Annotated in this window: 17 protein-coding genes; all 17 read left to right on the plus strand. The window is 71.4% G+C overall.

The window, feature by feature from the left end; genetic code table 11:
* Positions 1-414 precede the first annotated feature (414 nt).
* The 17 genes from QMK28_RS01565 to QMK28_RS01645 all read left to right on the plus strand — a co-directional run bounded on the left by QMK28_RS01565 (position 415) and on the right by QMK28_RS01645 (position 18,514).
* Complete coding sequence (locus QMK28_RS01565; protein ID WP_326435101.1) at positions 415-1,017, plus strand: TetR family transcriptional regulator; 603 nt, start codon at positions 415-417, stop codon at positions 1,015-1,017.
* 261 nt (positions 1,018-1,278) lie between these two features.
* Positions 1,279-2,040, plus strand: a complete 762-nt coding sequence (locus QMK28_RS01570) for an SDR family NAD(P)-dependent oxidoreductase (RefSeq protein ID WP_326435102.1) — start codon at positions 1,279-1,281, stop codon at positions 2,038-2,040.
* 69 nt (positions 2,041-2,109) lie between these two features.
* Entirely contained in the window at positions 2,110-2,907 is a 798-nt protein-coding gene (locus QMK28_RS01575; protein WP_326435131.1) for a carbon-nitrogen family hydrolase, read from the plus strand.
* Between the two features lie 390 nt (positions 2,908-3,297).
* Positions 3,298-3,936 carry a hypothetical protein gene (locus tag QMK28_RS01580; RefSeq protein WP_326435104.1) on the plus strand — a complete coding sequence of 213 codons (639 nt, stop codon included), beginning with the start codon at positions 3,298-3,300 and terminating at the stop codon, positions 3,934-3,936.
* Positions 3,936-4,124: a helix-turn-helix domain-containing protein gene (locus QMK28_RS01585; RefSeq protein WP_326435105.1), complete on the plus strand. Its 189-nt coding sequence runs from the start codon at positions 3,936-3,938 to the stop codon at positions 4,122-4,124. The genes QMK28_RS01580 and QMK28_RS01585 overlap by 1 nt, the downstream gene beginning before the upstream one ends.
* A 178-nt stretch (positions 4,125-4,302) precedes the next feature.
* Positions 4,303-5,967, plus strand: a complete 1,665-nt coding sequence (locus QMK28_RS01590; RefSeq protein WP_326435106.1) for a GH3 family domain-containing protein — start codon at positions 4,303-4,305, stop codon at positions 5,965-5,967.
* A gap of 34 nt (positions 5,968-6,001) precedes the next feature.
* Positions 6,002-6,892 (plus strand): alpha/beta fold hydrolase, encoded by an 891-nt coding sequence (locus QMK28_RS01595; protein WP_326435107.1) that lies wholly within the window; start codon positions 6,002-6,004, stop codon positions 6,890-6,892.
* A 37-nt stretch (positions 6,893-6,929) separates the two neighbouring features.
* Positions 6,930-8,021, plus strand: a complete 1,092-nt coding sequence (locus tag QMK28_RS01600) for an enolase C-terminal domain-like protein (protein ID WP_326435108.1) — start codon at positions 6,930-6,932, stop codon at positions 8,019-8,021.
* A gap of 225 nt (positions 8,022-8,246) precedes the next feature.
* Positions 8,247-9,143 (plus strand): FAH family protein, encoded by an 897-nt coding sequence (locus tag QMK28_RS01605; protein WP_326435110.1) that lies wholly within the window; start codon positions 8,247-8,249, stop codon positions 9,141-9,143.
* Complete coding sequence (locus QMK28_RS01610; protein WP_326435111.1) at positions 9,140-10,558, plus strand: hypothetical protein; 1,419 nt, start codon at positions 9,140-9,142, stop codon at positions 10,556-10,558. The genes QMK28_RS01605 and QMK28_RS01610 overlap by 4 nt, the downstream gene beginning before the upstream one ends.
* 201 nt (positions 10,559-10,759) lie before the next feature.
* The gene (locus QMK28_RS01615) at positions 10,760-12,034 is read left to right on the plus strand and encodes an IS701 family transposase (RefSeq protein WP_443050492.1); all 1,275 of its coding nucleotides are present in this window, start codon (positions 10,760-10,762) and stop codon (positions 12,032-12,034) included.
* On the plus strand, positions 12,031-13,413 hold the full coding sequence (locus QMK28_RS01620; protein ID WP_326435114.1) for an MFS transporter: 1,383 nt from the start codon (positions 12,031-12,033) through the stop codon (positions 13,411-13,413). The genes QMK28_RS01615 and QMK28_RS01620 overlap by 4 nt, the downstream gene beginning before the upstream one ends.
* An 8-nt stretch (positions 13,414-13,421) precedes the next feature.
* Positions 13,422-14,186, plus strand: a complete 765-nt coding sequence (locus tag QMK28_RS01625; protein ID WP_326435115.1) for an SDR family NAD(P)-dependent oxidoreductase — start codon at positions 13,422-13,424, stop codon at positions 14,184-14,186.
* A gap of 76 nt (positions 14,187-14,262) precedes the next feature.
* Positions 14,263-14,565, plus strand: coding sequence for a YciI family protein (locus tag QMK28_RS01630; RefSeq protein ID WP_326435116.1), 303 nt, complete (start codon positions 14,263-14,265; stop codon positions 14,563-14,565).
* A 74-nt stretch (positions 14,566-14,639) separates the two neighbouring features.
* Positions 14,640-15,977, plus strand: coding sequence for an aminotransferase-like domain-containing protein (locus QMK28_RS01635; RefSeq protein ID WP_326435118.1), 1,338 nt, complete (start codon positions 14,640-14,642; stop codon positions 15,975-15,977).
* 14 nt (positions 15,978-15,991) lie between these two features.
* On the plus strand, positions 15,992-17,248 hold the full coding sequence (locus QMK28_RS01640) for an ATP-grasp domain-containing protein (protein WP_326435119.1): 1,257 nt from the start codon (positions 15,992-15,994) through the stop codon (positions 17,246-17,248).
* A gap of 156 nt (positions 17,249-17,404) precedes the next feature.
* Positions 17,405-18,514 carry an LLM class flavin-dependent oxidoreductase gene (locus QMK28_RS01645; RefSeq protein WP_326435120.1) on the plus strand — a complete coding sequence of 370 codons (1,110 nt, stop codon included), beginning with the start codon at positions 17,405-17,407 and terminating at the stop codon, positions 18,512-18,514.
* The last annotated feature ends 36 nt before the right edge of the window (positions 18,515-18,550 follow it).

The raw sequence follows: 18,550 nt of genomic DNA on the forward strand, positions 1-18,550 counted from the left end.
CCGGGCCTCGGGCTCCGGGCCTCCGGGCTCCGGGCCTCCGGGCTCCGGGCCTCCGGGGCGCCGGGCTCCGGGCCTCCGGGATGCCGGGCTCCGGACGTCGGCCTCCGGGACGTCGGGCTCCGGCCTCCGGGACGCCGGCCTCCGGGACGCCGGAGGACCGCTTCCTGACTGGCTGGGACCGCTCCCTGGCCGGCCTGGGGTCGCTCCCCGACCGGCCTGGGCCCGCTCCCCGACCGGCCCACCGCGTTCCGCATAGTGGGAGAGATGCTCAAGTCGCACCGGATGCGGCCCTTATCACCATCGTCACGCCGAACCGGGGATAGGTTCCTCAAGTATTCCCCAAATATCTGCTCTCGGAGTGTCCGCTCAACGCCGCCCGGGGGCAGCCCCGTTGCCTATCGAGGTGAAGCCGTGGTGAGACAGACAAGGGCCGAGCGCACGCGTCAGACTCTGATCGCAGCCGCCGCGACACAGTTCGACCAGCAGGGCTACGCCGGAACGTCGCTGTCCGGTGTCACCCGGACCGCTGGAGTGACGATGGGTGCGCTGACCTTCCACTTCCCCGCGAAGGCGGACCTGGCGGACGCGGTCTGCGCCGAGGGCGAGACCGCCACCCGGGAGGCGCTGGCCCACGTCATGACGGACCGGACGCCCGGTCTGCGGTCGGTGATCGAGCTGACGTTGGAGCTGACCCGGCTGCTGGAGGACGAGGTCAGCGTCCGCGCGGCGGCGCGGCTGGCTCAGGAGCGGGCGACCGCGCACGCCCACTGGCATGCGGTCTGGACAGAAGCCCTGCACGAACTGCTCCGCAAGGTGCGCGCGGCCAAGGGCCTCCAGGTCGACGCGGAGGAACTGGAGCTGCTGGCGGTGTACCTCATGGCCGGCGCCGAAGCCTTCATCCGGTCCGGCCATAAGGGAACCAACGTGCAGGAACAGCTCAGCTGCCTCTGGGTGCTGGTGCTCGCCGGCGTCCCCGGAGCCGCCGGGGAAATCCTGCGCGCCCCGCCTCGCCGCTAGGTCCTGTCTCCCGGACCGCCGCGGGCTTCCGGGCTTCCGGGCTTCCGGGCTTCCGGGCTTCCGGGCCTCCGGGCCTCCGGGCCTCCGGGCCTCCGGGCCTCCGGGCTGATCCACGGCGATCCGGGAAACAGGACCCAGTCCGCCGCGTGGCAAGAACCGCGTGGCAAGAACCGCGTGGCAAGAACCGCGTGGCAAAGAACCTCGTGGCAAAGAACCTCGTAGCGAGAACAACGCTGTAAAGCTGTAAAGGAGACATCGCTGATGACCCGACGTCATGCCCTCGTCACCGGAGGATCACGGGGGATCGGCGCCGTGATCGCCGAGCGGTTGGCCGCCGCCGGACACGCGGTGGCCGTGCACTGCCGGGCGGACACCGCCGCCGCCAAGGCCGTCATGGACAGCCTGCCCGGCGGCGGCCACACCGTCGTGACCGGCGACATCGGCGACCCCGACCAGGCCCGCGCCATCCTCGACACAGCGGTGCGCGAGTTGGGCACCGTCGACGTGCTGGTCAACAACGCGGGCGTCTACGCCGAACAGCCGGTCGCCACCACCTCCTACGCCGACTGGCAGGCCGCCTGGCGGCGCATCACCGACATCAACCTGCTCGGCACCGCCAACCTCACCTGGTGCCTGGTCGACCACCTCATGCACCGCGTCCAGGGGCCGCAGGGGGCGCGCATCATCAACGTCGGCTCACGCGGCGCCTACCGCGGCGAGCCGGACGCCCCCGCCTACGGCGCGAGCAAGGCCGCCGTGCACGCGCTGACCCAGTCGCTCGCCCAGTCGCTCGCCCCGCACGGCATCGCGGTGACCGCCGTCGCCCCCGGCTTCGTCCGTACGGACCTGACCGAACCGATGCTGACCGGACCCGCCGGCGGCGCCATCCGGGCCCAGAGCCCGTTCGGGCGGACCGCCGAGCCCGCCGACATCGCGGGCGCGGTGGCCTGGCTGGCCTCCGCGGAAGCGGAGTGGTCCAGCGGCGCGGTGCTCGACCTCAACGGCGCCTCGCACCTGCGCTGAACCACCGGCCCGCGCTGAACCCCACCGAAAGGAACATGCCGAGCCATGGACGGAACCGCCGGAACCACGGTGCGCGCCGCGCTCCTCCAGATCGCCGTGCGGCCACAGGAGCCGCCCGCCGCCAGACGGGAACGGGCCGCCGCCCTCGTACGGGAACAGCGCGGCGCCGATCTCGTGGTGCTGCCGGAGCTCTGGCCGGTCGGCGCCTTCGCCTTCGACTCCTTCGCCGAGCACGCCGAGCCGCTCGACGGTCCGACCGCGACTGCGATGAGCGCGGCCGCGCTCGACGCGGGCGTCTGGCTGCACGCCGGCTCGATCGTCGAACGCGGCCCGGACGGCGCCCTGTACAACACCTCGCTGCTGTTCGCGCCCGACGGCCGGCTGCACCGGACGTATCGGAAGATCCACCGGTTCGGCTTCGACCGCGGCGAGGCGGCCCTGATGGCGCGCGGCGACGAGACCGTCACCGCCACGCTCGCCGGTCCGGACCTCACGATCGGCCTCGCCACCTGCTACGACCTGCGCTTCCCCGAGCAGTTCCGGCTGCTGGTGGACGCCGGGGCGCAGTTCCTGGTGATCCCGGCGGGCTGGCCCGCGCGGCGCCGCGCCCACTGGTCGCTGCTGGCGCGCGCCCGCGCCGTGGAGTCCCAGGCGTACGTCCTGGCCTGCGGCACCGCCGGCACGCACGCCGGGGTCGAGCAGGCCGGGCACAGCGTGGTCGTCGACCCGTGGGGCGAGGTGGTGGCCGAGGCGGGCCCCGGCGAGGAGACGCTGCTGGTGGACCTCGACCCGGCGCTCGTCGCCAAGACCCGGGACGAGTTCCCGGTGCTGCGCGACCGGGTGCTCGGCCTGCCACGGCCGCGCTGACCACGGCCGCGCTGAAGGTCATGACTCCGGTGCCGCTCGCCCGTGTCCACGGTAGCGGGCGGCATTGTGCTGTCCCCACCCGTGCGCCAAGAGCACTGCTCCAAGGCGCCCGGTCAGGAGGGGATGTGATGTTGCGTCAGCCCCAAGGGATCAGTCCAAAGTCATCCGTCGGAAGCCCTTGCGCCGAAGTGTGCAGCTGTGTAACGCTTCTCGGCGAGGCGCTCTGCCCTTTTACAGGAGCTGTTGAGCTGCCGTCGCGTCGCTTCGTGCGGCGCTTTTTCTTTGCCCTCTTCCACCCCTCCACCTCCTCCACCCCCCTGCTCCCCTTTCCCTGTTCATGCCGTTTCCCGTTCCGGCGTTGCCGCCGGCGTTCCGGAAGGTGATGAGACCATGGCGGACCGCGCCTCCTCGCAGTGCACATCCACCCGTTGCCGCAGGACCGCCGGCGGCGCCATCCCCGGCCGCCGAGCCGCGCAGGGCGCCCGGCTCTGCGCACCCTGCTCCCGCACGCTCCTGCGTGACCTCCAAGCGCTGCCCGCCCTCTACGAGGAGAGCGAGCAGTACCTCACCCCAGCCAGCAGCACGGCGCTGACCCAGCGCGTCACCGGTACCCGTGAGAACACGCTGCCGGTGAGCGAAACGGCCCTGGAGGCCCGGCACGACACCCTCGCCCGGATCTCCTCCTGGGCCAGGCTCGTGGCCGACGAGCGGTCCTGCTCCGCCGCCTCCAGCCGTACCGTCGCCGCCCTGGCCGGATTCCTCGCCGGGCACGCCGACTGGCTGGTGACCCACCCGGCCGCCGGGCGCGCGGCCGACGAGCTCGCCGCGACGGCAGCCGCGCTGCGGAACCTGTCCGCGACGCCCCGCGCCCAGCTCGTACCGCTGGGCAGCTGCGTCGAACCCGGCTGCGACGCCGAGGTGTCGCTGCCCCGCCGGGGCGGGGACGACCTGGTGCTGCGCGGCCCGATGTGCGCGGCCGGACACGTACTGACGCCGCGGCAGTGGCTCGCCCTGAAGGCGGCCTCGTGATGACCGGGAACACCAGGCGGGTGCCGACGGCGCTGGCCGCCCTGGCGCTCGGCGTCCCGGAGGGAACCATCCGGCAGTGGTCCCGCCGGGGCCGGATCACCCGGTACGGCACCAAGCGGCAGGCGCTCTACGACCTGTCCGAACTCGCCGCCCTCGCCGAGGAACCCCGCGCCACCCCGCGCGGCTGACCCGCGTCCCCCTCAGCCCCCTCATCCACCCCAGCCGCCTCAGTCACCTCAGCCACCTCATCCGGCTGAACAGCTGACCGGCTGACCAGCTGAACACCCACCCGTCCGGCCCATGGCCGCGCGGAGCTGACGCATGTCCGCACTCGGGAACCCGTCCCGAGATTCACAAGGAGTAGCAGTGGCCGCATCGCAGTGGCAGGAATACTGGACGACCCGGCGCGCCCCGTTCATCGAGGAGTGCCGGCAGGCGCGGGAGGATCTCCTGCGCGACCTCAAGGACCCCCACGCCGCCCAGGAGCGGGTGCTCGCCGACCTGATCGACATCGGTGCCGCCTCCCTCCACTGGAAGGAGAAGGGCTACCGGTCCATCGCCGACGACCCGTCCACCTTCCGGTCGGTGCTGCCCATCATGAGGTACGCCGACTTCACGCCCGAGATCGACCGGGAGACCCGCACCAAGGGCGGCGTGCTCTCCTGCAGCCCGGTACTGCGCTGGCTGAAGACCAGCGGGACGACGGGGGTGCCGAAGAGAATCCCGTACACGCTGCACTGGCTGCTGAAGTACCGCATTCCCGCCATGAAGGCGATGTGGGGCACGTACCTGGAGCACCACCCGGAACTCCTCGCCCACCCGTACGCGACCCTCGACACCCAGACCGTCCGCGAGGACGTGTACGACTTCGTGCACGGCGTGGGGCACCAGGCGATCAGCAACCGGCACCCGCAGATCAACAGCCGTGACTGGAACCCGCCGTGGTACGAGTCCCCCTGGTTCGGCCCCGACGCGCCCGCCACCCACTCGGGCCGGATGTACCACCGCATCCGGCATCTCGTCGGCCGCGAACTGCACTACATCTCGGCGATCAACCCGAGCACGCTGATCTCGCTGCGCGACCTGATCGCCGAACACGGCCCGGCACTCGTGCGCGACCTGCGCGAGGGCACCCTCGAAGGACTGCCGTGCACCGACCCTGACGAGGCGGCGGCCCGCCACCTCGAAAGCGTCCTGGCCATCGACGGGTTCAGCCTCAAGGACGTCTGGCCCTCGCTGACCTTGTACAGCTGCTGGCTGTCGGCCTCGGCGGAGCTGTACCGCACCAAGCTGAGCGCCGTGCTGCCCGGCGTCAGCAAGCTGCCGTTCATGAGCTGCGGCACCGAGGGCGTCACCACCATCCCGGTCGACGACTCGCCGCACAGCCAGCCGCTCGCGGTGAACCAGGCGTACTTCGAGTTCGTACCCGCCGAAGTGCCGCTCGGTGAGCTGCTCGAGGCGGGGGAACGGGTCGAGACGCTGTTCTTCGACGAGGTGGAGGCGGGCCGCGACTACCACCTGATCATGTCGCAGGGCAACGGCCTGTACCGGATGTGGACCGGCGACATCTACCGCGTCGACAGCGTCGTGGACGGCACCCCGTGGATCCACTTCGTGTACCGCGACGGGCTCTACCACTCCTTCACCGGGGAGAAGATCACCGAGGCGCAGGTGACCCAGGCCATTCAGCAGGGCATCGCCGACTGCGGCCTGGAGCCCGGTCTGTACATGTGCGGGCCGCGCTGGGCCGAGCCGCCGCACTACACCGTCGTCACCGAGGTGGCGGAGCCCGCTGCCGAGCTGGACCAGGCGCTGTCCGAGGCGGTGGACCGCCAACTGGCCGAGATCAACATCGAGTACGCCTCCAAGCGCGACAGCGGACGCCTCGGCCCGATGCGGGTCGTCACCGTCCGCCGGGACGCGATCACCGCGTACGTCGAGGCGCGCAGGCAGGCGGGCAACTCCACCCAGTACAAGTACAAGCCCTTTCAGCAGGACGTCGACTTCGTCGCCGACATCGTCGGCCGCTGAGGAAACGAAGAACACGAGAGAAGGAGACCAGGACATGCTGGAAACGAAGCGGCCCCCGCAGAACATCCACCGCGAGATCATCGATGTGCCGTCCACAGCGGGCGATCTGGCCCTGCACGTGTGGCAGCCGCACCGCACGGAGGGCGCGATCAAGGGCGCGGTCTTCTACTTCCACGGGCTGCAGAGCCACGCGGGCTGGCTGTGGGAGGCGGGCCCCCGGTTCGCCGACAACGACATCGCGTTCTTCGTCCTCGACCGGCGCGGCAGCGGCATCAGCCCCGGCCCGCGGCACGAGATACCGGACACCAGGACCGTGCTCGACGACTACGCCGCCGCGCTGGCACAGGTCCGGGAGCTGATCGGCGACGACGTGCCGCTGTCGCTGTTCGGCCACTGCCTCGGCGGTTCCTTCATGGCGGCGCTGATGCACGACGAGAACTTCACCACCCGCTACGACGCGGCCATCTTCTGCTCGACGTGGCTGGGCCGGCTGCACGCCACACACGACGAGGACGAACTCCTGGCGCTGGCGCAGGAGCGCAGCGAGGAACCGTGGAACCCCGGGTTGAAGGCCGCGGACTTCACCGACGAGGTGCAGTACCAGCACTTCATCGACCACGACGACCTCGCCGTACGCGAGCTCACCCGCCGCTCCCGCACCACCCTGCTGGAACTGGAGCAGCTCTACCTGCGGCCGGACCGACCGCTGCCCGACGTACCGGCGACCTTCGTCTCGGGCATGACCGACCCCATCGTGGATCTCGACGCCACGCACGAGGTGTTCCACACGATGCTGTCCGGGCGCGGATGCCTCATGCAGTTGCCCACCGACAAGCACTACCTCTTCTACACCGATGTGAGCGACAGACTGATCGACTGGGCGTCGACGTACACCCTGCTCCAGAGGCTGGACCGTGATGCCTGAGCCCCGCAGGGCGCAGCTGTACCGGGTGGAGCTTCCCATGCGCACCTCCTTCGACCACCCCGCGGCCCGGCGCACGACCTCCGACAGTCTCGTCCTGAGCCTGGAGGCCGACGGGGTGAGCGGGATCGGCGAGTGCGCGCCGCGCCGGTACGTCACCGGTGAGACCGCCGACTCGGTGACCTCGGCCCTGCGGCGGGTAGACCTGGACGCGGTGTTCGAGCTGCTGACCGGGGTGCCGCCGCAGGAGCTGCTGGACCTGCTGCGCCGGAACGGTTTCAGCACGACGTTCCAGCTGGGCGGCGGCAACAACCTGATCTGTCTGCTGGAGACCGCGGTACTCGACTGGCTCGGGCAGCGACTCGACCTGGGAGCGAGGGCGTTGCTGCCGGGACACGGGCAGGGGTGGGCGCGCGGCCCGCTGCTCATCTCGCAGGTCCTCGACTTGAGCATCGAGGTCGAGGAGTTCCTCGCCACCCGGGGGCCGTTCCACTTCGTCAAGATCAAGGCGTCCGGCGACATCGAGCGGGACGCCCGCACGGTCAAGTCGGTCCGCGGGTACGTGGGCGAGGACGTCACCGTCATGGTCGACGCCAACATGTGCTGGACGCCCACGACGGCCGTCCCGAACGCCTGGCGGCTGCGCGAGAGCGGCGCCGACTACGTCGAGGAGCCGCTGCCCAAGGGCTCCTGGGACGGCCTGCGCGCCCTGCGCCGCGAGGGGGGCATCGGCGTCATGCTCGACGAGTCGGTGTGCACCGCCGAGGACGCCCACCGGGCGGTGCGGGAGGAGGCGTGCGACGCCTTCAACATCCGCGTCGCCAAGAACGGCGGCACCCTGGGCGCCGCCCGGCTCATCGCCTACGCCCAAGCCCACGGCCTGCGCTTTCAGCTGGGCGTGCAGGTCGCCGAGGTCGGTCCGCTGATCAACGCCGGCCGGGCGCTGGCCTTCAACCACCCGGGCGCCCTGACGGTCGAAGCGGGGCAGTCCGACCGCTTCTTCCCCGACATGATCGTCTCGCCGCGCCCGGCTGTGAACCGTGGCGCCAACACCATCTCGCCCGCGGAGGGCGCCGGCTGGGGCATGACGCTCAACGACAACGCGAAGCGCTGGCTCGTCCCGGACTTCTGATCGTTCGGTACACGCGCAGTCCGTATGCCTCGCAGTCCATACACGCGCTCGCAGTCCATACACGCGCTCGCAGTCCATACACGCGCTCGCAGTCCATACACGCGCTCGCAGTCCATACACGCGCTCGCAGTCCATACACGCGCTCGCAGTCCATACACGCGCTGTTCGTATACCCGCAGTCCCTACACCCCCGCAGTCCGTACCCACCCACAGGAGGTATTCCTCATGACCGTGTTCTTCGAGTGCGTCCATCGAGGCCGGCGCCACTTCGGCCTCGGCAAGCCCGGCGACGGTGAGCCGCTGGTCCTCTACCCGCTCGGCGACGACGATCCGCTGCCGCTGGTGGTGGCGGCGGGCGGCGACGGCGCCGCACTCGCGGCGGCGCTCACCGCGGGGAGGGAGGCGGTGACGGTGCCGGCCGCCGAGCGCGACACGGTGAGCTTCCGGCCGCCGCTGCTGCCGCGGTCCGCCGGGGACGCCATGGTGGGCGGATTCATGCAGACCCACAACGTCAAGGTCGACGCCAGCACCCAGTCCCAGCCGAACTGGTTCCTGAAGGGCCTGGGCGACGTCCTGAAGGTCTCCGGCGAGGACCTGGCCGTACCGTCGAGCGCCGTCGCGCTGTGCGAAGAGGCCGAGGTCGTCCTCGTCTACGTCACCGACGAGCAGGGCCGGCCGAGGTACGCCGGTTACACCTTCGGCAACGACCTCACCGACATCGGCCGGTTCAAGCGGCACGCCGGGCACCTGTCGTACGCCAAGCTGTGCGACGCGGCCGTGGCGCCCTGGCTGTTCCTCGACGCGCCGCCGCAGCTGGTCGAGGGGCGCGTGACGATCGAGCGCGACGGGCGGCCCGCCTGGGAGGGCGACTTCACCACCGGCGCCAAGGCCCTGCACTACGGGCTGGACGCCATGGTGTCCGAGCTGTTCTCGTACGAGGCGCTGTGCCACCCCGGCCGGGTGCACTACGTCTTCATCGGCGCCGACCGCAGCAGCTTCCACGCGGGCTTCCGGATGACCGGCGGGGACCGCGTCACCATCGAGTTCACCAGCCATGACGTCACCTTGTCGAACGTGGTCCGGTGGCCCGCGCAGGCGACCGCCGCCCCCGCCGAAGGGTGAGCGCCGTCAAGGAGGTGCGCAGGCTCAGCGACATCGAGGCGACCTTCGCCTACCGGCACGCACTGATGCACGGGGACACCCAGGTCACCACGCACGTCACCCTCGACGCGGCCTTCGGCCCGGAGCAGGTGGAGCGGGCCGTGCGGCTCTGGGCCCGGCGTTTCCCGCTGCTGTCCCTGCGGATCGGCGAAGCGGGCGGGAGCCTGTGGTTCCGGCAGAGCGGCCCGCCGTGCCCTGGCCAGCTGGCGCAGTGCGAACTGCCGGGCGCCCGGACCCCCGCCGACCTGCTGGCCGACGAGGTCAACGACGTGTTGCCCGGGGGCGGCCGGCTGTGGCGGCTGCGCGTCGCCCACGACCGGATGGCAGGGGTGACGCATGTCTACTTCACGCGCCACCACGCCCTCTCCGACGGGTACGCCGAAGGGCGGCTGGTGCGGGCCCTGCTGGACCTGCTGTTCGGGCGGCCGGGGGTGGACGGCGTCCCGTCGGCAGTGGAGGATCTCGCGCCCAACGCGGACGAGCTGACGTACCGGCCGCCGCGGCGCGACCCGCCGGTATGGCCCGGGACCGCGTCGCGGCCGGGGACGGAGCATGAGCAGGGGATGGAGCACGGGCAGAGGACGGAGCACGAGCAGGGAACGGAGCGCGGGCAGGGGGCGGAGCACTGTCCGGGCGCCCGGTGGCCGTTGGAGCGGACCGGGCCCGGCGCGTCGGCCGGCGAGTCCGGGCAGCCGGCGGGGCAGCGCGGTGCGGACCGGCCGTGGCGGGCGCGCGGCACCGGCGTCGTATCGCTGTCGCTGCCGCCGCGCGAGAGCCTGCGCCTCAAGCGCTGGTGCGGCGAACGCCAGGTGACGATCAGCCAGTTCCTGGCGGCAGCCCTGGCCGAGTCGTACGCCCGCACGACAGGGCGGGACGAGGTCGTGCTGTCCAGCACGGTGTCGTTGCGGCAGCGGTACGCCGAGCACGTGCTGGTGCCGGAGGCCGGCTGCTTCCTCAATGTGGTGCCGACGCCGCTGCGGATCGGCGTCGGCGGACCGGTCGGCCATGCCCGTGCGTACGCCCGCTCGCTCCGGGCGGCGGACGCGGCCTGGCGCCCCGGGTGCCGGGAGCACTCCCGGATTCGGCGGGCGGTGGAGGCGGAGGCGGCGGGTGAGGGCGCGGCCGGCATCAGCGTGACGGACGCCGGCTCCGTCGACGTCGCGCTGGGTGCGCACGCGGCCCGCGTGACGGACGTCCGTACGGTCGTCAACCGCAAGGCCGCCGCCGCACCGGCGGTGAACGCGCTGCATCTCTCGGCCTTCAAGGGCGCGCTCGGACTGTCGCTCACCTATCCGACGCCGGGCGCCGACGCGGGGGCGGCGCGGGCGACGGTCATGGAACTGGGCCGGAGGGCGCTGAACCCCGGCACCCCCTGAGCGCGCCCGCCGGGCGCTGTCGCACGCCCCGACTTGCCGAAGTCGTAGCGAGTCAGCGCAACCCCTTGAAAACAAAGAGGGTGTTCTCTATGTTTTCAGTTGCCGGGTATGACACGGCACCGGCGGCGGTGACACCAGAGGGGGGAACGCGCGATGGCTACGCAGCAGATAACGCAGCTGACACAGACAGCACAGACAGCACTGGCAACGCGAACAGCGCTGGCGACACTGACAGCACAGACAACGCAGGCACGGCCATCGGTCTCCGCGTTCACCGAGGCGGTGTTCGGCCGGCTGCCGAGGGCGGACCAGCGCAAGTGGGCGCACGCCTACCTGCACGGGCTGCTCACCACGCCCGGCAAGAAGACGGTGCGGCGGCTGGCGGCCTCGGTCTCCGACTCCAGCACCGCGGCCCAGGCGCTGCACCAGTTCGTCAACGACAGCCCCTGGGAGTGGGCGCCCGTACGGGACCGGCTGGCCCGGTGGGTGCAGGAGCGCACCCGGCCCCGGGCCGTGACCATCGGCCCGGCGGTCCTGCCCAAGCGGGGCGAGCAGTCCTGCGGCGTCCACCGCCGTTTCGTGCCGCAGAGCGGGCGTACGGTCAACTGCCAGGTCGGCATCGGGGCGTTCCTGTCCACGGGCGCCGACGTGGTGCCCGTCGACTGGCGCCTGCTGCTGCCCGAGCACTGGTCACAGGACCCGCAGTCGCGCCGGCGCGCCCGTATCCCCGACACCGAGCCGGGCGACCGCCAGGGCTCGGCCACCGCGCACGCCCTCGACCTCGTCGACGGCATCGGCGCCCGCCGGGACCTCGCCGGGCTGCCGGTCGTGGTGGATCTGACCGGGTACAGCGACAGCGGGGAGGCCGTGCGCGGGCTGGCCGCCCGTGGCCGCCGCTTCGTGGTCGCCCTGCCCGGCAGCCATCCGGTCCTCCCCATCCCGTCCGGCCCGTCCGTTCAGCGCCGCCGGCCGGAGGCCGACAAGCGACGGCTGACCGGCGACGGCCACGCCCTTCCCGTACAGCGCCTCCTCGGGCAGCACAGCCCGCGCCAGCCCCGTACGGCGGGGCAGCCGGCCTTCCTGACCGGGCTGGTGAGGCTGGGCGGCGTCGACTCACCCCTGCGGGTCTTCGCCGAAAGCCCCGCGCCGGGCCGCGTCGGGCAGATCTGGATCACCGATCTCGTGCACCGGCCCCCAGGAGAACTCCTGGACCTCGCCCGGCTGCACGCCGGCACCGCAGACACGCTGGAGCGGCTGGAGAACGACTTCGGCCTCCGCGCGTTCGAGGGCCGCTCCTTTCCCGGCTGGCACCACCACATGACGTTGGTCTCGGCCGCGTTCGCGTACAGCAGCCTGAGTCGCGGCGTGCCCGCCTCCCCGTTGCCCGCCTCCCCGTTGCCTGCCGCCTCGTTGCCTCCAGCCCCGCCGCCTCCCGCCCCCTTGCCGACCCTCACCCGAACGGGGTGCAACCGATGAACCTTCCCAGAGCCTTCTGGCTGCTGTGGTTCGGGCAGACGTTCAGCCGGCTCGGCACACTGGCGCCCGCCTTCCTGATCCTTTACCTGGAGCAGGGCGACCTCGTCACCGACCGGATCACCCCGCTGATCGTCGGGCTCTTCGGCGCGGGCATCGTGATGTCCGGGCTGGTGGGCGGAGCCGTGGCGGACCTGATCGGGCCGCGGCGCACGATCATCGCCGCCCAGCCCGTCACCGCCGTCATGGCCATGCTGTTCGTCGTCACCGACAACGTCGTCGCCCTGTGCGCGCTGTCCCTCGCCACCGGCTTCCTCTCCGCGGTGGACCGGCCCGCCGGGGCCGGACTGATCGCCAAGATCGTTCCGCAGGAGCAGTTCTCCAAGGCGTACAGCCTCTTCCTGGTGGGCTTCAACGTCGGCATGTCGCTCAGCCCGGTCATCTCCGGCTTCCTCCTCGCCTCCTACCCGCCCGCCCTGTTCTTCGTGTGGGCGGCGTGTGCCGCCATCTACGCGGTGCTGGTCCGCGCGCTGCCGGCCGACGAGGTACGGGCCGCGGAGCGGGTACGGGACGAGGGCGCCCCGCGAGGGGCGGCCGGAGGCGGCGCGTCGGCGCTGGGACGCGCGGTGCGGGGGGTCGCCGAGCCCTTCCAGTCGCGGGTCCTGGTCGCCTTCCTGATCCTCTGCTTCCTGCTGGCCTGCATCTACCTCCAGATCAACTCGGCCCTCCCACTGGACATGCGCGCCAGCGGTCTGACACCCAGTGACATCGGTGTCGTGCTGGCCATCAACGCGGTGCTGTCCATCGCCCTGCTGCCCCTCGTCCCCAAGGTCGTCGGCAGCATGCGGGAGGAGACCCCGCTGGTCCTGGCCGCGGGCCTGATCGCCATCGGGTTCGGCGTCAACGCACTGGCCGGCGACATGGTCTCGTTCATCGTCGCCACCGTCGTCTGGACGCTCGGCGAGGTGCTCTGGGCGCCGATGTCGGCGACCTTCATCACCAACCGGGCGCCGGAAGGCCGGGTCAGCACCTACCAGGGCTCGTACTTCTTCGCCTGGAACGCGGCGTTCGTGGTCGGCGGCCCGATCGGGCTCACGGTGGCCAACGCGTACGGCTACGCGACGCTGTGGACCGCCACGCTCGTGCTCGGGCTGGGCGTGGCCCTCGGCTTCAAGCTCATGACGCGGATTCCGGACACCGGCCCCACGGTGGCCCCGGACCTCGCCGGCCCCACAACGGCTCCGGACACCGCCGGCCCCACAACGGCCCCGGACCCGGTCGATGCCCCCACCACCGCGGCCCCGGACCCCGTCGGCACCGCCGCGGCTCCCCCCGCCGCCGACGACCACACCCCCCTCGCACCGACCACAGAGACAAGGTGACCCACACCATGACCGCACGCCCCACACCCACCCCCCGTACCGCCCTGCTGATCGGCGCGGCCGGCGGCATGCTGCGCGAAGTGGCCCGCGGGCTGGCCGGGGAAGGCCACACGCTCGTCCTGTTCGACCGGGACGAGGAGGCCGTCACCCTGCTGGCGAAGCAGCTCGAAGAGCTCACCCGGGTCGAGGTGGTCGTCGGCGACATCACCGACATACCGGCCGCCGAGCGCCAACTCACCGACATCGTCGAGCGGTTCGCACCGTCCATCCTCGTCAACGGCGTCGGCGGCGACACCCGCGTCATCGGCTACGCGGATCTGACCACCGACCACTTCAGCCAGGCGTACCTGGAAAACGTTGTCAGCAGCTGGATCGCCGTCAAGGTGTGCGCGCCCCACATGGCGAAGAACGGCTACGGACGCATCGTCAACTTCGCCTCCGCCGGCGGTCGCACCTACAGCCACTTCAACAACGCCGCCTACGTGGGCGCCAAGGCCGCGGTCATCGGCATGACCAAGCAGATGGCGTACGAGCTCGCCCCCGCCGGAGTCGTCATCAACGTCGTCGCGCACGGTCCCATCGCCACCGACCGGGTGGCCGGGGCCTGGGAGCGGCGCGACCCGGAGCAGAAGAAGGCCGTGCTGTCCAAGCTGCCGATGGGCCGCATGGGCACCGTGTCCGAGGCGGTCGGCAGCGTGCTGCACCTGTGCTCGGAGAGCGCCGGCTACTCGACCGGCTCCGTCATCGACATCAACGGCGGCCTCTACATGTGAGCCGCTACAGGTGAGCCGCCTCCACTGGTGAGCCACCTCCGCATGTGAGTCGCCACCGCCCGGAAGGAACATCCCCATGGCGAAGTTCATCGTCGAATTCGAATACAACGTGGACCGCGCGGGACGCCAGGAGCTGCACCCCGCCCACGCCCAGAACCTCCGCGACCTCGCCGACAGCGGGGTGCTGCTGCTCGGCGGACCGCTCCCGGACGAGAACGCCGGACTGCTGCTCTACGAGGTCGAGGACCGCCAGAGCCTCCAGGAACTGCTGGACGACGAGCCCTACGTCAAGGGCGGCGTCGTCGCCCGGACCCGGATCCGCCAGTGGGCGCCGGGCAAGGGCAGCTGGGTCGCGGCACTGAGCCTGCCCGCGGCATGACCACACGGGGCTCCGGGGCCGCTGAGACGCACCGGGTCCGCTCGCACCAAGCACGAAGGAAGTCAGCCACCGACATGAACCCCACGCCCACCGTCCAGGAAGACACGCCGGCGCGCACGGCGCTCCCGCAGAACACGCTGCACGCCGCCATCGTCGATCCGCAGATGGACTCGATGAGGCTGCTCAGCGAGACCGCGATGAAGTTCCCCGACGCCCTGTCGTTCTCGTCCGGCGCCCCGTACGACGGCACCCACGACATCGCCAACCTGTCCGTCCACATCGACCGCTACGTCAAGCACCTGCGGGACCAGGGCGTGCCCGAGCAGCGCATCACCCGCATGCTCTTCCAGTACGGCCCGGTCAACGGCTTCATCCAAGGCGAAGTCGCCAAGATGCTCCAGCACGACGAGGACATCGACGTCCCCGCCGAGGCGATCATGATCACGCACGGCTTCCAGGAAGCGACCCTGGTCGCGCTGCGCGGCCTGTTCGCGTCCCCCGACGACGTGCTGCTGTCGGTGTCGCCCGCCTACGTCGGCATCCGCGGCGCCGCCCGCATGCTGGACATCCCGGTCAAGGGCATCGTCGAGGGCCCCAACGGCCTGGAGCCCGAGGCCGTGGCCGCCGCCGCCCGCGCCGTCCGGGCCGAGGGCAAGCGCCCGGTGGCTCTCTACCTGGTCCCGGACTTCTCCAACCCGTCCGGAACCGTCGTCCCCCTGGAGGCCAGGCAACGCCTGCTCGACGTGGCCGCCGAGGAGGGACTGAAGATCCTGGAGGACAACCCGTACGGCCTGTTCGCCCGGGACGGCGAGAAGATGCCGACGCTCAAGTCGCTCGACACCCGCGGCGACGTGCTCTACCTCGGCTCCTTCGCCAAGTCCGCCTTCCCCGGCGCCCGTCTCGGCTACCTGGTCGCCGACCAGATCGTGGAGTCCGAGGACGGCGGCCGGCGCACCCTCGCCCAGGAACTGTCCAAGGCCAAGGCCATGTTCAGCGTCGGATCGTCCTCGCTGTCCCAGGCGGCGATCGGCGGCATCCTGGTCGAGAACGACTACGACCTGCGCAGTGCGACCCGCGAGTTGGCCGCCGTGTACCAGGAGCGGCTGGCAGTCACCCTCGACGCGCTCGCCGCGCACTTCCCGCCCGAGCGCTACGCCGAGCACCAGGTGCGCTGGAACGTGCCGCGCGGGGGCTTTTTCCTCACCGTCGAGGTGGGCTTCGCGGCCGACCTGGCCGCGATGGAGCGCTCCGCCCGCGACTTCGGCGTCAGCTGGGCGCCGATGAGCATGTTCTACATCGACGGCGGCGGCGACCGGGAACTGCGCCTGGGCTTCAGCAACTTGGCCCCGGACGCCATCCGCGAGGGCATCGCCCGCCTCGTCCGCTTCATCGAGTCGGAGGCCCGCTCATGACACCCGCTGCGCCCGTGTCAACCTCACGCCGCCCGGTCGCGGTCGTCGTCGACGGCTACTCGGCCGGCAACTTCTACCCGGCCGCCTTCGCTGCCCAGGGCGCCGACGTCGTCCACGTACAGAGCACGCCGGAGCTCATCCCCACCATGGCGCCGCCGGACCTGACGGCGTACGCGGAGAACATCGTCTGCGCCGACGAGGGCAAGCTCGTCGAGATCCTCCGCACGTACGAGCCGCTCTGCGTCATCGCGGGCCAGGAGTCCTGCGTACCGCTCGCGGACCGGCTCAGCGAGGCGCTCGGCGTCCCGTCCAACGGATCGCGGCTGTCCACCGCCCGCCGGGACAAGTACGAGATGATCGAGGCGCTGCGCGGGGCCGGCGTGCGGTGCGCGAGCCAGTTCAAGAGCGGCGACCCGGCCGCGCTGGTGAAGTGGGCCGACGACCGGGGCCGCTACCCCGTCGTCATCAAGCCGCTCAGCTCGGCCGCCTCGGACGGCGTGTTCATCTGCGACAGCTCCGAGGAGGTCCGCGCCGCGGCTGAGAGCGTGCTGTCGGCGCAGGACATCTTCGGCTTCTCGAACACCGAGATCCTCGTGCAGTCCTACCTCGCGGGCACCGAGTACATCGTCGACACCGTCAGCTGCGACGGCGAGCGGTACGTCTGCGGAGTCTGGCAGTACGAGAAGACGCTGCTGGCGTCCGGCAAGAACATCTACAACCGCGACATCCTCGTCGATCCCGACAGCGACCTGGTGGCGTCACTCGTCTCGTACGTCGACGAGGTGCTGGCCGCCCTGGGCGTGCGGTGGGGCCCGGCGCACGCCGAGGTGATCATGACGGACGAGGGTCCGGCCCTGGTCGAGATCGGCACCCGGCTCAACGGCAACATCAACGCCCCCTTCCACGACGTCTGCCTCGGCGGCAACCAGGCGCAGCTGTCCGCCATGGCCTACGCCCAGCCCGACGAGTTCCGCGCGCGGCACGGCGGGAGCGTCTACCGCAAGCTGCAGTCCGCCGTCGTCTACAACACGCCCACCGAACTCGACGGGGTCGTCGCATCGGTCGACGAGGCGGTCGTCGAGCGGATCAAGAGCCTGCCGAGCGTCTTCTTCACCGCCGTGAAGGTCAAGCCGGGCGCCCGCCTGAAGCCCACCGTCGATCTGCTGACCAGCTCGCTGCGGGTGTACCTCACGGCCCCGGCCGAGGAGCAGCTCACCGCCGACTACGAGCGCGTCCGCGCCCTGAAGGACTCGGTGTACCGGCTGGCCTAGGGCCGGTCCTGGCCTGTCCCGCGCCGTCCGGACAGAGCTACCAGGCCCCCCGCCGCTCGCTCTCATCCCGTTCCGCGCGCCCCTTCTCGCGCGTCACGCACCCCCTGCCTCACCCCACTCCCGTACATCCCCTCCTCACCTTTCTGGAGCATCGCTGTGCACAGCCGTATCGGAATCTTCCTGTCCCCCGTTCACGAGACCGGTCAGGACCCGCACCTGGCGATACGCCGGAACCTCGACCTCGTCGAGCACGCCGACAACCTCAACTTCGATGAGGCCTGGTTCGGCGAGCACCACACCCTCGGCTGGGGTCTCGTCGGCGCTCCGGAGACGATGATCGCCGCGGCCTCGCAGCGCACCCGTCAGATCAAGCTGGCGCACGGCGTCGTGCCGCTCTCCGGGCACCACCCCTTCCACGTCGCCAGCCGCGCCGTCCACCTCGACCACCTGACCCAGGGGCGCTACATCCTGGGCACCGGGCCGGGCGTGCCCTTCGACGCGAAGATGTTCGGCCTGGAGCAGCCGGTGCAGCGCCGCCGGCTCGAAGAGGCCCTGCCGACCGTCCTGGAACTGGTCAACGGAGACAAGCGGGTCACGCAGAAGACGGACTGGTACGACCTGCGGGACGCCAAGCTCCAGCTGCCCCGCTTCAGCCCGGACGGCATCGAGGTCGCCATGGCGACCTCCGGCACCTCGCAGTCCAGCCCGCGGCTGATCGGGCAGTACGGCCTGAGCATGACGTCGTTCGCGCTGCCCTTCGCGCTCATGACGCCGGGCGCTCCCGCGCACATCGGCCTCGCGCACCAGTGGAAGTACGCCGAGGAGTCCGCCGCCGAGCACGGGCAGACCCTCGACCGCGCCAAGTGGCGCATCGCCCTGCCGGTGCACGTCGCGGAGACCCGCGAAGAGGCGTACGCCGATGTCCGCGAGGGCTACGACCGCTGGCTGTTCGAGTACTTCGCCAAGGCTGCCGGGCGGGAAGTGATCAGCCCGGGAGTGTCGCGCGAGAAGGCCCTGGAGGCCCGGGTCGAGTCCGGCGGCGCCCTCGTCGGCTCGGTCGACGACGTGGTGGCCGGCATCGAGCGCATGCAGGAGATGACCGGCGGATTCGGCAAGCTCCTGGTGTACGTCGCGGACTGGACGTCGTACGAGAAGACCAACCGCAGCATGGAGCTGCTCGCCCGTTATGTGTCCCCCCGGCTCACGGGCTCCGCGGCCCGCCCGCAGGAAGCGGTCGACTGGGCGATCGCCAGCCGGGCCAAGTAGGCAGCGCGGGCGGGGTGCGGGCGGACCCCCCCGGCC

Origin of the sequence: Streptomyces sp. H27-D2, from assembly GCF_035828615.1 — a bacterium.
In the GTDB taxonomy this organism is placed as follows: Bacteria; Actinomycetota; Actinomycetes; order Streptomycetales; family Streptomycetaceae; genus Streptomyces.

Coding starts and splice junctions, on each gene's coding strand:
- QMK28_RS01620 (WP_326435114.1), top strand. CDS start 12,031: ATGAACCTTCCCAGAGCCTTCTGGCTGCTGTGGTTCGGGCAGACGTTC.
- QMK28_RS01605 (WP_326435110.1), top strand. CDS start 8,247: ATGACCGTGTTCTTCGAGTGCGTCCATCGAGGCCGGCGCCACTTCGGC.
- QMK28_RS01635 (WP_326435118.1), top strand. CDS start 14,640: ATGAACCCCACGCCCACCGTCCAGGAAGACACGCCGGCGCGCACGGCG.
- QMK28_RS01595 (WP_326435107.1), top strand. CDS start 6,002: ATGCTGGAAACGAAGCGGCCCCCGCAGAACATCCACCGCGAGATCATC.
- QMK28_RS01570 (WP_326435102.1), top strand. CDS start 1,279: ATGACCCGACGTCATGCCCTCGTCACCGGAGGATCACGGGGGATCGGC.
- QMK28_RS01580 (WP_326435104.1), top strand. CDS start 3,298: ATGGCGGACCGCGCCTCCTCGCAGTGCACATCCACCCGTTGCCGCAGG.
- QMK28_RS01585 (WP_326435105.1), top strand. CDS start 3,936: ATGACCGGGAACACCAGGCGGGTGCCGACGGCGCTGGCCGCCCTGGCG.
- QMK28_RS01625 (WP_326435115.1), top strand. CDS start 13,422: ATGACCGCACGCCCCACACCCACCCCCCGTACCGCCCTGCTGATCGGC.
- QMK28_RS01630 (WP_326435116.1), top strand. CDS start 14,263: ATGGCGAAGTTCATCGTCGAATTCGAATACAACGTGGACCGCGCGGGA.
- QMK28_RS01600 (WP_326435108.1), top strand. CDS start 6,930: ATGCGCACCTCCTTCGACCACCCCGCGGCCCGGCGCACGACCTCCGAC.